Source organism: Bacillus cereus group sp. N31 (assembly GCF_016483245.1).
Classification (GTDB): domain Bacteria; phylum Bacillota; class Bacilli; order Bacillales; family Bacillaceae_G; genus Bacillus_A; species Bacillus_A toyonensis.
This window is the reverse complement of the sequence record NZ_JAEHCH010000001.1, coordinates 232,600-248,379: the sequence shown is the minus strand read 5'-3', so window position 1 is coordinate 248,379 and position 15,780 is coordinate 232,600. Positions and strand designations below refer to the sequence as shown.

Here is a 15,780-nt window from a genome sequence, read left to right as displayed (position 1 = left end):
TTCTTATTTTATATTATAAAAACAGTACGTTTTTTATATCTATATCCTTTTTGCAGATAATTTTCTACAAAAAACTCATAAATCACATTATAAAACAAAATAAGTAAAAAGCATAGTCTTAAATATGACCTTTTTCCTTTAAACTCACGAATTTATGGTCACCTATTATAATATGATCAAGCACTTCAATTCCGATAATCTGGCCGCATTCTACTAAACGTTTTGTTACTTCAATATCTTCTCGGCTCGGCGTAGGATCTCCTGAGGGATGGTTATGAAGACATATGATAGAGGCTGCTGCACGGCGGAACGCTTCTTTAAAGACTTCTCTTGGGTGTACAATTGACGTGTTTAGACTTCCAATGAATATCGTTTGCCTATGTATAACTTGATTTTTTGTATTTAAATATAAACAAACAAAATGCTCTTGTTGTAAAAAGCGCAGTTCTTCCATCATGTATTTCGCACAATCTTCTGGGCTTCGAATGCTATATCGATTTTGATACTCTAAACGTACCATTCTTCTACCTAGTTCAAAAGCAGCCATAAGCTGAGATGCCTTTGCAATCCCAACACCATGAATACTAATTAATTCTTCTAACGTTGCATCTTTCAACATACGTAAACCATCAAAGTGATGTAAAATTTTATCTGACAACTTTAAAACTGTCTCTTCTTTAGAACCTGTTCTGAGTAACACTGCAAGAAGCTCCCGATTTGATAAACTCCCTGTTCCTTCTAATAATAAACGCTCCCGTGGCTGTTCTTCTCTGACAACATCACGAATACCGTTCATCTCTCCACCCCTTTTACCTGTTCTCTCAAAGAAAACCCCATGCAATTTTACGCATGGGTTACATCAATATCAAATTGTTTTAATTCCCGGACAAGACGTGCAATTGGTAAGCCGACTACACTGTAGTAATCTCCTTGAATATGTTGAACAAAAATAGACCCTTTTCCTTGAATACCATAACTTCCTGCTTTATCAAGAGGTTCTTTCGATGCAACATATACGTCAATTTCCTCTTCTGTTAATTCCCAAAACGTAACTTCTGTACGCTCATAAAAAGTGACCGTTTTTTCTTTCGATATAATTGCCACACCTGTATATACTTCGTGTGTTTTTCCTGATAATAATTGTAACATTTCTTTCGCCTCAACCCCATTAGAAGGCTTTCCAAGAATACGCGACTCATATGTAACGATTGTGTCTGCACCTAACACAATGTGATCACTATTATTTTCTGCTACCGCAGATGCTTTTTGCAAGGCAAGGGACATCACAATATCAGGAGGTGATGAATACGCACCAATCGTTTCTTCTACTTCACTTACAACGATTTCAAATGGTACGCTAGCTAACTCCAGCAATTCCTTCCTCCGTGGTGATCCTGAAGCTAAAATAATTTTTCTCATATTTTCTCCTTCCTTTCTCACATGAAGCAGAACAATTTACATCAATCGTATCAAAAGAATAGTTTATCCACAAATGAAAGAAATATTATTTTCTCTAAACAAAATAATATTTCTTTACTGCATACGATTATATTCCAGCCATAGAGAAAGCACTTTGCTCTAAATTTAAAAGAAAAGAAAGAAGTATAGACACTTCTTTCTTCATCATTTCATTATCTTATCATTTCACTTTTTGTGAAACAATTTTTTCATACGAAAGTATACCATCAATAACAACTTGATTTAATTTCGCCAAAGATTCTTTATCGCTCTTTCCGTCCTTCACTGTTTGCACAGCTATTGACGTATACATATACAGCTTTTTTACCTCCTCCTGCTTCATACTTTTCCCTACTTTTTCAATTGATTTCCATTCTTTCTCAATTACTTCTATATCTTTTGCATTACTTTTCCCACCAGCTTGTACGCTAGAAGCATATTTTGCTAAATGAGTATATAATGGCTGTACTTTTGTTAAGAACGCTCCTATTTCTTTATCATCTTTAAGCAACGCTTTATCCGTAATATCCCAGTTCTTTTTTAAAACGGAGACACCATCATTTTTATACTGCGTCATTAATTGATTTATAGCCTGTTCATCGCTAGCAATACCAACAATTAGTGCATACTTATCACCGCTCGGTTTCAAAGCAGCAACCCCTCCGTTACCTTTCCATTCTTCAAGAGCGGCCTGTCCCGTTTCTTTGGAAGAATAAAGCCCACCTTGAACAAAAAATAATTTCATTGGCTCTAATGACGTTCCTGTCTGTTTTTTTTGTTTTTCCTCTTTTGATACTGGTGTTTGTTCTGCCGTTCCATCCACCTTTGATTCTTCATTTCCAGTCTGCTTCGAAGCCGTTACCGTACTTTCCCCTGTTGTCCCTTGTCCTGTAAGTAACTGCAGCATTCCCATTCCAAACGCCGTACCAATTATAATTGCAGTTGCAACAATTACAATTAATGTATTACTCCACTTCTTTCTGTATTTTTCCATGGGCGCTGATTTCTTTTTTTGAAACGGAACAACGTTTTTCGGTCTTTCACTTTCCACTACCATCCATTCAAACTCATCTTTCTTCTTCTCTTCATACTTCGCTTCTGTTCCATTTACTTTCACTGAGATCGTTCGTGATTGCTTGTCCATACACTCACACCTCACCTCTTGTCGTTGTCCGCATCATATCATATTCATTTCACAAAAAAACGAGATATTTGTCAGAGGAATTCGCCAAATAACCCTATATAATTATCTTATATGTATGCATTTGACTTCATTTGTAGAACAAAAAAACTAGATAGCAAAGGCTATCTAGTTTTTCTCGCGAATATATTTTCTAACTTCAGAAATGAAATATAGAGAACCCGTTATGATAAAGACATCATTTCCCCCTATCATTTCAACCTTTGTATCAATTGCCTCTTTCCAATCTTCAAAGACTATTTTTGATTTTTTTTGCGAATGCGCTGCAAGTTTGTCAGCGGAAATGGCACGATCAAAGACGAATGTTGTAAAAATAATTTCATCGGCAATTGTTTCTAATTGACCTACCATGTTATGCAACTGTTTATCACCAAGCGCAGTAAATAAAACTATTATATTTTTATCTTTATAATGTGCCTCTACTGTTTTTACAAGACTCTCAATACCTTCTGGATTATGAGCACCATCTATTATAATATCAGGATTACTTTTCAGCTTTTCAAATCGGCCAATCCAATACGCTTCATGTAATCCAGCTCTTATTTCCTCTTCCTCAATTAAAAATGATACATATGTTTTTAAATACATAATTGCCATAAGTGCTAGTGAGGCATTTCCTACTTGGTGAACACCTTTCATTGACATTCGAACGTCTTCAAAAGATGCGAAAGGACAAGCAAAATCAAAACGTTCCCCATCTTCGTTAGACTGTTTATGTAACGCTGTAAAATGTTTGCCCAGTTCATATAAGTTTGCATGATTTTCCTTTGCAACCTTTTGAATGACCTGCAATGCTTCATCATCTTGCACGCCTGTAATAACCGGAACACCCGACTTAATAATTCCTGCCTTCTCATACGCAATTTCTCCTAGTGTATCCCCTAAAATATGCATATGATCGTGGCCGATATTTGTAATAATTGTGAGAATAGGATGAATAACATTCGTAGAGTCAAAGCGCCCTCCAAGCCCTGTTTCAAATAAAACAACATCACAGAAATTGATTTTACCGAAATAACAAATTGCCATAACAGTAATAATCTCAAACTCAGTCGCTTCCCCTAAATCCGTCTCGTCTAGTTTTTCAACGACTGGCTTTACCATGTTTACAAGTTCCGCAATCTCTTCATCTGCAATTGGTGTTCCGTTCACACTAATACGCTCATTAAATGTTTCAATGTAAGGCGAGGTAAATGTTCCAACCTTATATTTTGCGCCTTCTAGCATGTAGCGCATATACGTTAAAGTTGAACCTTTTCCATTTGTACCAGCAAGATGAACACATTTTATATGACGCTCTGGATTTCCGAGTTCTCCTAGCATCCAGCTCATTCTTTCTAATCCTGGTTTAATACCAAACTTCAATCGACTATGAATCCACCCTATCGCTTCTTCGTATGTATGTATCACGTATGTTTTCCCCTTTCAAAAGACAACCTTCATCATTCTATTATACGCAAAGAAAAGAGACTCACCAATATAGTGAGTCTCTAAAATACACTTTATTTCTCAAGATCTGCTAGACGTTGGCGAACTGCTTCGCGTTTTTCTAGGTAATCTTGCTCTTTCGCACGCTCTCCGTCAATAACTGCCGCAGGAGCTTTCGCTACGAAGCCTTGGTTTGAAAGTTTCTTTTGTACACGTTCTACCTCTTTATCGAACTTCTCAAGTTCTTTTTCAAGACGTGCTCTCTCTTCGTCAAGGTTGATAAGATCAGCTAACGGTAAGAATAACTCTGCACCTGATACAATTGCAGTCATCGCTTTTTCTGGCGCTTGTAAATTCGTTTGAATTGTTAATTCACTTGGGTTACAGAAACGCTCAATGTAAGAGCTGTTTTTCGTAAGTTGAGCAAGGATAGCCTCATCTTTTGCTTTAATTTGCATTTGAACTTTTTTGCTCATTGGCGTATTTACTTCTGCACGGATGTTACGAACAGAGCGAATGATATCAACTAGAAGGTGCATTTCTGCTGCCGCTTCTTTATCTTGTAAATCTTCGCGAACTGTTGGCCAAGCCGCTACTGTAATAGACTCGCCTTCATGCGGTAAATGTTGCCAAATCTTCTCTGTTACGAACGGCATGAATGGGTGTAATAGACGCATCGTTTGGTCTAATACGTAAGCTAAAATAGAACGAGTTGTTTTCTTAGCTGCTTCATCTTCACCGTATAGTGGAAGTTTCGCCATCTCAATGTACCAGTCACAGAAATCATCCCAAATGAAGTTGTATAATGAACGACCAGCTTCACCGAACTCATATTTATCCATGTTACGTGTTACACTTTCGATCGTTTCGTTTAAGCGAGTTAAAATCCACTTATCTGCAACTGATTTTTCACCAGTTAAATCGATTTCTTCATACTTCATATCATCCATGTTCATTAATACGAAACGTGATGCGTTCCAAATTTTATTAATGAAGTTCCAAGTAGATTCTACTTTTTCCATGCTGAAACGTAAATCTTGGCCTGGTGCACTTCCTGTTGATAAGAAGTAACGCATTGCATCTGCACCGTACTTCTCGATAACATCCATCGGGTCGATACCGTTACCAAGAGATTTACTCATTTTACGTCCCTGTTCATCACGAACTAAACCGTGAATTAATACATCTTTAAATGGACGCTCTCCTGTAAACTCTAAACCTTGGAAAATCATACGAGATACCCAGAAGAAGATGATGTCATAACCAGTTACTAAAGCATCTGTTGAATAGAACTTTTTAAAGTCTACTGCCTCTTCATTTGGCCAACCAAGTGTTGAGAACGGCCATAACGCTGAGCTAAACCATGTATCAAGTACGTCGTTATCTTGATTCCAGTTTTCAATATCCGCTGGCGCTTCAGTACCTACGTATACTTCACCAGTTTCTTTATGATACCAAGCTGGAATGCGGTGTCCCCACCATAATTGACGAGAAATACACCAGTCATGAATGTTTTCCATCCAGCGTAAGTATGTGTTTTCAAAACGCTCTGGTACGAACGTTACTTTTTCTTCTTCTTTTTGTTGAAGTGCTACTGCTTTTTCTGCAAGTGGAGCCATTTTTACGAACCATTGTGTTGATAAATAAGGCTCAACAACTGCACCGCTACGCTCACTATGACCTACTGAATGCATATGAGGCTCAATTTCTACTAATACGTCCGCTTCTTGTAAGTCTTTCACTAACGCTTTACGGCATTCGAAACGGTCCATACCGTTATACTTACCAGCTTTTTCGTTCATCGTTCCATCTTCGTTCATTACTAAGATGCGTGGTAAGTCATGACGGTTACCTACTTCAAAGTCATTCGGGTCATGAGCTGGTGTAATTTTTACAACGCCTGTTCCAAAGTCTTTTTCTACGTACTCATCGGCAATAATCGGAATCTCACGGCCTACGATTGGAAGGGTAACTGTTTTTCCGATTAAATGTTTGTAACGATCGTCTTCTGGATGAACTGCTACAGCTGTATCACCGAGCATCGTTTCTGGACGAGTAGTTGCAAGACGAATGTGACCAGAACCATCTGTTAACGGATAGTTCATATGATAGAATGCACCTTGAACCTCTTTATGAATTACTTCGATATCAGAAAGAGCTGTACGTGTTGCTGGGTCCCAGTTGATAATATATTCACCGCGGTAAATTAAGCCTTTTTCGTATAATTGAACGAATACTTTATTAACTGCATCAGATAAACCTTCGTCTAATGTGAAACGTTCACGAGAATAGTCTAGTCCTAAACCAACTTTCCCCCATTGTTGACGAATGTGAGAAGCGTACTCTTCTTTCCACTCCCAAGCTTTTTCAAGGAATTTCTCACGGCCAAGATCGTAACGTGAAATACCTTCTTCACGAAGTTTTCCTTCTACTTTCGCTTGTGTTGCGATACCCGCATGGTCCATTCCTGGAAGCCATAATACATCGTATCCTTGCATACGCTTCGTACGAGTTAAAATATCTTGAAGAGTTGTATCCCAAGCATGACCTAAGTGTAACTTACCAGTTACGTTCGGAGGTGGAATTACAATTGTATACGGTTGTTTCTTCTCGTCTCCTGTTGCTTCGAAATATTTGCCTTCAAGCCACCATTGATAAAGGCCTTCTTCAACGGACATATGATCATATTTAGTTGGTAAATTCTTTTCCGTGTTTGACATTATTTTCCCTCCTTAAAATAAAAAATGCCCCTCATCCAAAAAAGGACGAGGGACATCGCGGTACCACCTTTATTTACAAACAAATTCAGAATTTGCTTATACTCTTAATTTGATAACGGACAAATCCGTCTTTTCCTAATGAGAACTATTCCGTTCAGAAAAGATGCTCCAGGGCTACCTTCTAACATAACTATCTAGAGAATCTCCCAGCTAATGATTCTCCTCTCTGAAGACGTTTCATGTTATACTCTTCCCCTTCAAGGCATTTATATGATTGTTAATTATTATATACAATAGTGTAAAAAACGAAACCTTATTCGTCAAGATAAATTTAAGACTATCACTTTCCGGGCGAATATAAAAAAGATAAGTAGCATCCTCCACTTATCTTTTTTACCCCTCTATTTACGGGCGGTAATACCCCCGCCACTGATTAAAGTTTCACTTTATCCGTTCCCTTGCTGGGCAGCTTGTAATTGTGACAGGAAATATTCTACATTGCTAACGAGCCAATGTGATTGTTGCAAGCTCTTTACTCCGCGAATCTCATTTTCCTTATTGCGACTCTGCCTTCTTTTTTTATAAGACTCAATTTGCCGAATAAATTGCGATGGATAGGTCATGTAAGCATACATAAGCAGTTGCTCTTCTTTCGTAAACGGGAAGTTTTTTTGGTACATTTGATACCATTCAAAACGATCACTTCGCGCAATTGGATATGTGTTTAAAGACCGCGAATAAAACCCTACAATATCTTGCACAGGCGTTGCAAACTTCGATTTTTCTAAACTAATAAAATAGCCATTCCGTTCATAGTCAAATAAAAAATGATTAAGTGACACGTTACCATGCACAAAAGTAATGCGTGTTTTATCTTTTTCTTTCATCGCATCGTTCCACTCATTTAATTGCTTCGTTGCAAATTCACGCGCCCTCATTACATGATGATAGTACGTACAATATTGTAATTCAAACGGAGACATATACCACTTCGCTTCAGATTCTACAAGAAACTCTTCTAACATCTCACCATCATTTTCCCAACGATCGGATATACTTGTGTAATGTTTTTCTAAATCTTCTTCTGTATATGTTTCTTCTTTCACCGTTTTTTGGTGCAACGTTCCAAGTGTTTGAAACATTTTATGGTATTGATCATTATCCTCGCCGTTTCCTTCCGCACGTTCTAACCAAGGCATTAAATAATAATTATAAGTCCCGTCACTTAAAATATAATTCCCATCCGTCGCATGGTATATAGGTACATAATTTGAAAAACCTTTCTCCTTCAAATATTGAATATGATGTAGAAAGTTATTCCGCTCTAACTTTCTATCTTCTATTTTCTTTAGCGCATATGGACCTTGATTCGTGTAAATTTTCGTTACACTTCCATGCTCTTCCATATGCTGCGTATCCAATCTATATTGCCTTACAATGGGTTCATAGCGATTTCGTAATTCAATATCCATACGAATAACCCTTTCTATTCAAAACATAGCCTCTAGGACAATAGGGGAGTGAAAGCACTCACCCCCTTATTTCGCCTTTGCTTTTGAAACGGGAATATAAATAATTTGTCCCGTAGTTAAATATATATCTTCTGTTTGATTAACACGGTATAAGTTTTGTACAGACGTGTCATAACGTTCTGCAACAGATTCAATTGTATCCCCTTCTTGCACGAAATACATTCTTAACTTCGTAAATTCTTCTTCCGGTTCTTTCGTAAATAATTGTGTTAAATAAAGCGCATTTTCATCTCGCTGTGAGTATGCTTCTTCTTGCTCTTCCTGCTTTTTCGCCTTTTCTTTTTGATAATCTTTTCGTCCAAACAATTCAAATTGCAGCGTCGTTTCTTGCTCCTCTTCACGCTCCGCAAATTCATGTTCTGCCAATTCCTCTTCCGCTTCTTCTTGCTCTTTTCTTTCTTCTAGCTGGAACGGTTCAAATGCGTAATCTTCCCATTCATCCGATTCTTTATAGGTTGGTTCCGCTACATGCGGCGCGGGTCTATTTTCATCCTCTTCAGCTGAATCATCTTCTAACTCAGCATACGCCGTTTCTTCCTCTTCATCCTCGATTCTTTCCTCATCACATAAACCTGTAATAGATATATCCGCTAATAATTGTAAGCAACCATTTTCCTTCAATTCATAATCAAATTCCTCAATTGATACATATAATTCTTCAATTACTTTCACTCGATTTCTTGGAATTGATATTTCAAGCGGAAAGGAATGAACAAGTTCATTCACCCCATCTTCCCTTGTTTCTACATAATCAATTGACTTTGCTGGCGATAGTTCTCTTAATGAATAGGCCGAATCATCTTGCCTTGCAACATACTCCCCCGTTAAATCTAACTGCCCTCTCACGATAACTTCATGATCAAGCTCTTCTATCTCAACGTCTGGATCTAACGAAATTGACAAAAGTTCTTCGACTTCCTGTCCTTTTTGGAACCAAACAGATTCTTTTAATGAAAATCGTAACGAATGATCTGTTGTCACTTCTTTTCCCCCTCCCAAACTATATGTCATTACAGATTTATGTATGTAAAGCCCACTTTATGAATAAAAAAAAATCGCTCCCCTTATGGAGAGCGATTTTCTCTAATATATTATACTTGTAACTTTGACATTGCAATTTCAGCCGCTGCAATCGTCGCTTCAATATCTGCATCACTATGTGCTGTCGATAAGAACAAACCTTCAAATTGAGATGGTGGCAAGAATACACCTTGTTCTACCATTTCACGATAGTAAGCCGCGAAGAATTCTAAGTTTGAAGATTTCGCTGTATCGTAATTAATAACCGGCTCATCTGTAAAGAAAATACCAATCATAGAGCCTGCACGGTTAATATGATGAGGAATACCATGTTTTTCAGCCGCTTTACGTAGTCCCGCTTCTAACATTTCTGCTTTACGCTCAAACTCTACATATGATTCTGGCGTTAATTGTACTAACGTTTCATAACCTGCTGCCATTGCAAGTGGGTTACCTGATAAAGTACCAGCTTGATAAATCGGTCCGCTCGGCGCAACTTGACGCATAATTTCTGCTTTACCACCGTACGCCCCTACTGGTAAGCCACCACCGATTACTTTACCTAAACAAGTTAAATCAGGTGTTACACCGTAGTAACCTTGTCCGCAGTTATAAGCAACACGGAATCCTGTCATTACTTCATCAAAAATAAGCAGTGCACCGTTTTGTTCTGTTACTTCACGAAGCCCTTCTAAAAATCCTGGTTGCGGAGGAACAACCCCCATATTCCCTGCTACTGGTTCTACAATTACACAAGCAATATCATCACCGAATTGTTCAAAAGCGTACTTCACACTTTCTAAATCATTATAAGCTACTGTAATCGTATTTTTCGCTACACCTTCTGGTACGCCAGGGCTATCTGGTAAACCTAGAGTCGCCACACCAGAACCAGCTTTAATTAATAACGAATCACCATGACCGTGGTAACAACCAATAAATTTTAAAATTTTGTTACGGCCTGTATAACCACGAGCTAAACGTAGTGCACTCATTGTCGCTTCTGTTCCAGAGTTAACCATGCGGACAATTTCAATCGATGGTACACGCTCAATAACAAGTTTCGCTAATTTATTTTCGATTTCTGTCGGCGCACCGAAGCTTGTACCTCTTTCAGCAACAGATTTTAACGCTTCAACAACACGATCATTTGCATGACCATGAATTAAAGGACCCCATGATAATACGTAATCGATGTATTCATTTCCATCAATATCATATACTTTAGAGCCTTTTCCACGCTCCATAAACAATGGATTCATACCAACAGATTTAAAGGCACGAACAGGGCTATTTACGCCACCAGGCATTAAGTCTTGTGCCTCTTCAAACGCCGCAATCGATTTATCAAACTTTTTCATTATTTAGCGCCTCCTTCTTGTAACCATTTTGCTGCATCTTTCGCATGATACGTAATAATTAAGTCTGCTCCTGCACGTTTCATGCTAATTAATTTTTCAAGCACAACTTCTTTTTCATTAATCCAACCATTTTGCGCTGCCGCTTTAATCATTGAATATTCACCACTTACGTTGTAAGCAACGATTGGTAAATTAAAGTTATTTTTCACATCACGAATGATATCTAAGTAAGAAAGAGCTGGCTTTACAATTAAGAAATCAGCACCTTCCATTACATCTGATTCTGCTTCACGGAATGCCTCCATACGGTTCGCTGGGTCCATTTGATATGTTTTACGGTCACCAAATTGCGGCGCGCCGTGTGCAGCATCACGGAACGGTCCATAAAATGCTGATGAATATTTCACAGCGTACGACATAACTGGTACGTGTCCAAAACCATTCTCATCTAACGCATGGCGAATTGCTGTTACGAATCCGTCCATCATGTTTGATGGCGCAATAATGTCCGCTCCTGCTTTCGCTTGGCTTACAGCTGTTTTCGCAAGTACTGCAAGAGACTCGTCATTTAAAATAATACCATCTTCAATTACACCGCAATGACCATGGCTTGTGAATTGACATAAACATGTATCTGCAACTACTACTAACTCAGGGAACTCACCTTTAATTTGCTTAATGGCACGCTGTACAATTCCATGATCACAATATGCTGATGATCCAACTTCATCCTTTTCAGCAGGTAAACCAAATACAATAACAGAACGAATACCTAAATCAACAACCTCTTGCATTTCAGCTTGCAATAAATCTAAAGAGATTTGATATACGCCCGGCATAGAAGGAACTTCATTACGAACATTCTCTCCTTCTAATACAAAAATAGGGTAAATAAAATCTTCCGTATGTAAAAACGTTTCACGCACAAGCGCACGCATGCCCCCGCTTTGTCTTAAGCGACGATGACGATTAAATTGTAAAGAGTTCATAAATTTCTATCCCCATTCTTTTATTTTGTCCCGCGTTAACGGGCAGTAAGACTCCCATCTCAAAATTCGGCTAGAGCAAAGAAGTTAGATGGGAAATCAACTGCCCCTAAACGCCCAATTGGTGAGGGCTAATAATTAGTGGGGAATGAACCTCCCACTAATTAAAGTTTCACTTTATAGATTCACAAATGCATTGTAGTAATGCTTCTACAGTGTACTCTTTCGGCACAATAACATGCGGAAAATAAAGGTTCGCTTCTTTTTCCGTAATAGGCCCTATACAAGCAATTGTACATTTTTTTGTCCATTCTCTCCAGTTTGTGCCCTCCAGTAAACGAACAAAACTATCAACAGTTGAAGGACTCGTAAATGTAATAACATTTACTTTCCTTACTTTCAATGCTGTTATAAGTTCTTGTTTTTTCTCTACATTTACTTTCGTACCGTATACGATTAGCTCATCTAGAGAAACACCAATTCCCCGAAGTTTAACTGGAATTACATCTCTCGCTAAATTCCCTTTCGGAAATAAAATACGCTCGTTTCCACTTAATTCTTTTAGAAACTCTTCGGCAAACACTTCTGCAACAAATGAGGTTGGAACAAAATGAACTTGATAGCCCCTTTTTTCTAACTCTAATTTTGTTTTCACGCCTACCGCAGCGATTTTAATAGTTAATGGTAGTTTCTTTTCTAAACCATCCAGAAAAAAAGTTACACCATTTTTACTCGTAAAAATAACCCAGTCATACGAATGTAGCTGCCTTGCTGTATGGTGAATTCGCCTATGAGATGTGCCTTCCATACGCAAAAGCGGAATTTCCAATGGAATTCCGCTCCGTTCTTTCACTGCTACACTCATTTGTTTCGCTTGATGCTGGGCACGTGTAATCAATACTGTTTTGCCAGCAAGAGCATTCATATTTATTGTTGTCCCTTATTTGCAGCAAGAATGAGTTCTTTTGCGCCTTGTTTAATTAAACGGTCCGCAGCCTCTAGCCCTACTTCCTTTGGTTCAACGCCTACCACTGTCTCTTTTAATAAAACAGAGCCGTCCATAGAACCGACAAGAGCTGTTAATTCGATTGCATCATCCTTTGTAAGAGTTGCATATCCAGCGATCGGAACTTGACATCCACCTTCAAGTTTATGAAGAAATACTCGCTCCGCTGCCACTGTTCTCTCTGTTACAGCATCATTCATATGCGATAACAACTGTAATAAATCGTTATCGTCCTTACGACATTCAATCGCTAATGCACCTTGTCCTACAGCTGGTACACATAACGTTTCATCTAAATGTTCTGTAATCACTTCATCATCCCAGCCCATTCTTTGTAATCCAGCTGTCGCTAAAATAATTGCATCATAATCTTCTTCTTTTAATTTACGTAAACGTGTATCGATATTTCCGCGAATCCATTTCACTTGTAAATCTGGTCTCGCAGCTAATAACTGTGCACTACGTCTTAAACTACTCGTTCCTAAAATCGCACCTTCTGCTAAATCTTTAAATGATTCTCCGCTTTTAGAAATAAAAGCATCACGAGGGTCAACACGCTTTGGTGTACAGCCAATCATTAATCCTTCTGGAAGTACGGCTGGCATATCTTTCATACTATGTACAGCCATATCGATTTCTTTCATAAGTAACGCATGTTCAATTTCTTTAACGAACAAACCTTTTCCGCCTACTTTTGAAAGAGTAACATCTAAAATCACATCACCTTTAGTGACAATTTCTTTCACTTCAAATTCATATGGTAAACCAAGTGCTTTTAACTGATCAATAAACCAGTTTGTTTGCGTCAATGCTAGCTTACTCTTTCGTGAACCTACAATAATTTTGCGCATAATTCTCTCTCCTCATTATAAATACCAAAAGTGGAAATTAGATAAACTACTTAATAGAAAAATGTTAACTAGCATTACGAGAAAGGCCCCTACATTCCACAGTACAATTTTCTTCCCTTGCAACACATCTGCCGCTCGTAAATACAAGCCCGTACAATATACAAATAGAACGACAAACGAACCGATTACTTTCGTATCATACCAATGAAAATTGTCCAATTTTGTATATCCCCATATGCATCCTAATAAAATTGCTAGTAAGAAAAATGGAACAGAAAATAAATTTAACCCGTAAGACGTAGATTCAAGCTTCGGCAAATTCCCTAACCTTCTTAATCTCGCATTCCACTTTTTCTTTTTTAATAGGCGATATTGCAGTAAATACATAATAGAAAAAATAAACGATACCGTAAACGTTGCATAAGAAATAATCGCCATTCCAACATGCACGTATACAAGTTCTGAAACTAATTGCTCTGCAAGTACTGGCGACATCTTTCCGAGCGGTGTAAAAATAGAAAAGGCGCTTACGCCAAATGCTACAACATTTGTAAAGAAGACTAAAAAGTCAACGCGCATAAATCGATTTATGACTAACGACATCGTAATCAATAACCAAACATAAAAATAAATCCCTGATAATAAAGTTAAAATGGGATTCGTTTCTGAATCTGTCGCCCTAAGCAACATAAAAATAGACTGCAATACCCATACAATCGAAAGTAACCAAAAAGCAAATCGGTTCGCCTTTCGGTTACTTTGGAAATAATCTATAAAATATAAACTAATGCTACAAGCATATAAAATAATTGCAATATGATAAATAATACTGTTATTTAAAAAACTCATCCGATCATCCTTCCAAATTATAAAGATGGAACGGATGGTGTCCACACTCTTTTATGTTCTACTTCTTCCGCACGACTCTCTACTTCTTCCGTTTCTAAATCAAAAATCTTTGCAAATAACGCTAATTTTTCGCCCGCTCCCTCTTCAGCAGCTATTTCTTTTGCTACTAAAATTGGGTCTTTTAATAATTGGTTAATAATACTTTTCGTATGCTTACTAATTACTTTTTTCTCACGATCACTAAGATTTGGTATTTTTCGTTCAAGACTTTCCATCGTTTCGCTTTGAATTACAAGTGCCTTATCACGAAGAGCTGCTATTAACGGAACAACACCAAGTGTACTTAACCACGTTTTAAATAGAACAATTTCCTCTTCAATCATAAATTGAATTTTCTCTGCTTCTTTCAAACGCTCCGCACGATTTGCTTCCACTACTCCTTGCAGATCATCAATGTCATATAAGAAAGAACCTTCTAACTCATCAATTGCTGGATCAATATCACGTGGCACTGCAATATCAACCATAAATAAAGGACGACCAGAGCGCATTTTCTCTACCTTTGTCATCATCTCTTTCGTAATGACATACTCTGATGCACCAGTGGAACTAATTAAAATGTCCGCTTCTAATAATGCACATTGTAATTCACTTAAAGATTTTGCATGTCCCATATATTTCTCAGCCATTACTTCCGCTTTTGAAAGCGTTCTATTCATAACGGTTACTTTACGAGCACCGCTTCCGTATAAATTTTGTAATGCAAGTTCTCCCATTTTACCAGCACCAAGAATAAGTACATGACAATCTGTTAACTCACCAAATATTTTCTTTCCAAGTTCAACAGCAGCATAACTAACAGACATTGCACTCTCACCAATTGTTGTTTCTGAGTGAGCACGTTTTGCTAACGTAATGACTTGCTTAAACAATTCATTAAAAATTGTACCTGTCGCTTTTACTTGTTGCGCTTCTAAAAAGCTATCTTTTATTTGACCTAAAATCTGCGTTTCTCCAACTACCATAGAATCTAAACCGCACGTTACGCGGAATAAATGATCTATTGCACCATCTTGTTCAAAAATAGTTAAATATGGTGCGACTTCTTCTATTTCAAGCTGAAACCAATCAGCTAAAAATTTCTTAATATAATACCGTCCCGTGTGTAATTGATCGACAACAGCATAAATCTCAGTGCGATTACAAGTTGATACAATGACATTTTCTAACACGCTCTTTTGACTTTGTAATGTAGTCATTGCTTGTTCTAGCTCTGCTGCCTGAAATGTGAGTTTCTCACGAAATTCTACAGGGGCTGTTCGATAATTTACACTAACAACAAGAATATGCACGCAGCATGTCCCCCTT

General features: G+C 37.7%; 13 protein-coding genes and 1 other annotated feature. All 13 genes read right to left on the bottom strand.

Translation table 11 applies throughout. The features are described 5' to 3' along the window. Window positions 1–118 precede the first annotated feature (118 nt). The 13 genes from radC to hemA all read right to left on the bottom strand — a co-directional run bounded on the left by radC (window position 119) and on the right by hemA (window position 15,764). Window positions 119–796: a DNA repair protein RadC gene (gene radC, locus JDS81_RS01320; protein WP_001013401.1), complete on the bottom strand. Its 678-nt coding sequence runs from the start codon at window positions 794–796 to the stop codon at window positions 119–121. 47 nt (window positions 797–843) lie between these two features. Further along, window positions 844–1,419: a Maf family protein gene (locus tag JDS81_RS01315; RefSeq protein WP_097952344.1), complete on the bottom strand. Its 576-nt coding sequence runs from the start codon at window positions 1,417–1,419 to the stop codon at window positions 844–846. 220 nt (window positions 1,420–1,639) lie between these two features. Next, window positions 1,640–2,602 (bottom strand): hypothetical protein, encoded by a 963-nt coding sequence (locus JDS81_RS01310; protein WP_000361021.1) that lies wholly within the window; start codon window positions 2,600–2,602, stop codon window positions 1,640–1,642. Between the two features lie 165 nt (window positions 2,603–2,767). Further along, window positions 2,768–4,069: a bifunctional folylpolyglutamate synthase/dihydrofolate synthase gene (locus JDS81_RS01305; protein ID WP_097952342.1), complete on the bottom strand. Its 1,302-nt coding sequence runs from the start codon at window positions 4,067–4,069 to the stop codon at window positions 2,768–2,770. 92 nt (window positions 4,070–4,161) lie between these two features. Then, window positions 4,162–6,807 (bottom strand): valine--tRNA ligase, encoded by a 2,646-nt coding sequence (locus JDS81_RS01300; protein WP_000072227.1) that lies wholly within the window; start codon window positions 6,805–6,807, stop codon window positions 4,162–4,164. A gap of 38 nt (window positions 6,808–6,845) precedes the next feature. Next, window positions 6,846–7,077: a binding site (T-box leader), on the bottom strand. Window positions 7,078–7,253: 176 nt separating this feature from the next. Further along, window positions 7,254–8,279 (bottom strand): spore coat protein YsxE, encoded by a 1,026-nt coding sequence (gene ysxE / locus JDS81_RS01295; RefSeq protein ID WP_000350668.1) that lies wholly within the window; start codon window positions 8,277–8,279, stop codon window positions 7,254–7,256. A 66-nt stretch (window positions 8,280–8,345) separates the two neighbouring features. Next, a complete protein-coding gene (spoVID, locus tag JDS81_RS01290; protein ID WP_002045157.1) occupies window positions 8,346–9,350 on the bottom strand; it encodes a stage VI sporulation protein D in 1,005 nt (334 codons plus the stop codon). 80 nt (window positions 9,351–9,430) lie between these two features. Next, window positions 9,431–10,720 (bottom strand): glutamate-1-semialdehyde 2,1-aminomutase, encoded by a 1,290-nt coding sequence (gene hemL, locus JDS81_RS01285; RefSeq protein ID WP_097952340.1) that lies wholly within the window; start codon window positions 10,718–10,720, stop codon window positions 9,431–9,433. Beyond that, window positions 10,720–11,709 carry a porphobilinogen synthase gene (hemB, locus tag JDS81_RS01280; RefSeq protein WP_001087055.1) on the bottom strand — a complete coding sequence of 330 codons (990 nt, stop codon included), beginning with the start codon at window positions 11,707–11,709 and terminating at the stop codon, window positions 10,720–10,722. The genes hemL and hemB overlap by 1 nt, the downstream gene beginning before the upstream one ends. Window positions 11,710–11,878: 169 nt before the next feature. Then, window positions 11,879–12,631 (bottom strand): uroporphyrinogen-III synthase, encoded by a 753-nt coding sequence (gene hemD, locus JDS81_RS01275; RefSeq protein WP_000992364.1) that lies wholly within the window; start codon window positions 12,629–12,631, stop codon window positions 11,879–11,881. 2 nt (window positions 12,632–12,633) lie between these two features. Next, entirely contained in the window at window positions 12,634–13,563 is a 930-nt protein-coding gene (hemC, locus tag JDS81_RS01270; protein WP_001226392.1) for a hydroxymethylbilane synthase, read from the bottom strand. 15 nt (window positions 13,564–13,578) lie between these two features. Further along, a complete protein-coding gene (locus JDS81_RS01265; RefSeq protein WP_000009003.1) occupies window positions 13,579–14,412 on the bottom strand; it encodes a cytochrome c biogenesis protein in 834 nt (277 codons plus the stop codon). A 17-nt stretch (window positions 14,413–14,429) separates the two neighbouring features. Then, window positions 14,430–15,764, bottom strand: coding sequence for a glutamyl-tRNA reductase (gene hemA, locus JDS81_RS01260; protein WP_000547854.1), 1,335 nt, complete (start codon window positions 15,762–15,764; stop codon window positions 14,430–14,432). Between the last annotated feature and the right edge of the window lie 16 nt (window positions 15,765–15,780).

What these genes read in the sequence shown, in the direction of transcription:
- radC (WP_001013401.1), bottom strand. Translation starts at nt 796, where the DNA reads ATGAACGGTATTCGTGATGTTGTCAGAGAAGAACAGCCACGGGAGCGT.
- JDS81_RS01315 (WP_097952344.1), bottom strand. Translation starts at nt 1,419, where the DNA reads ATGAGAAAAATTATTTTAGCTTCAGGATCACCACGGAGGAAGGAATTG.
- JDS81_RS01310 (WP_000361021.1), bottom strand. Translation starts at nt 2,602, where the DNA reads ATGGACAAGCAATCACGAACGATCTCAGTGAAAGTAAATGGAACAGAA.
- JDS81_RS01300 (WP_000072227.1), bottom strand. Translation starts at nt 6,807, where the DNA reads ATGTCAAACACGGAAAAGAATTTACCAACTAAATATGATCATATGTCC.
- ysxE (WP_000350668.1), bottom strand. Translation starts at nt 8,279, where the DNA reads ATGGATATTGAATTACGAAATCGCTATGAACCCATTGTAAGGCAATAT.
- spoVID (WP_002045157.1), bottom strand. Translation starts at nt 9,350, where the DNA reads ATGACATATAGTTTGGGAGGGGGAAAAGAAGTGACAACAGATCATTCG.
- hemL (WP_097952340.1), bottom strand. Translation starts at nt 10,720, where the DNA reads ATGAAAAAGTTTGATAAATCGATTGCGGCGTTTGAAGAGGCACAAGAC.
- hemB (WP_001087055.1), bottom strand. Translation starts at nt 11,709, where the DNA reads ATGAACTCTTTACAATTTAATCGTCATCGTCGCTTAAGACAAAGCGGG.
- hemD (WP_000992364.1), bottom strand. Translation starts at nt 12,631, where the DNA reads ATGAATGCTCTTGCTGGCAAAACAGTATTGATTACACGTGCCCAGCAT.
- hemC (WP_001226392.1), bottom strand. Translation starts at nt 13,563, where the DNA reads ATGCGCAAAATTATTGTAGGTTCACGAAAGAGTAAGCTAGCATTGACG.
- JDS81_RS01265 (WP_000009003.1), bottom strand. Translation starts at nt 14,412, where the DNA reads ATGAGTTTTTTAAATAACAGTATTATTTATCATATTGCAATTATTTTA.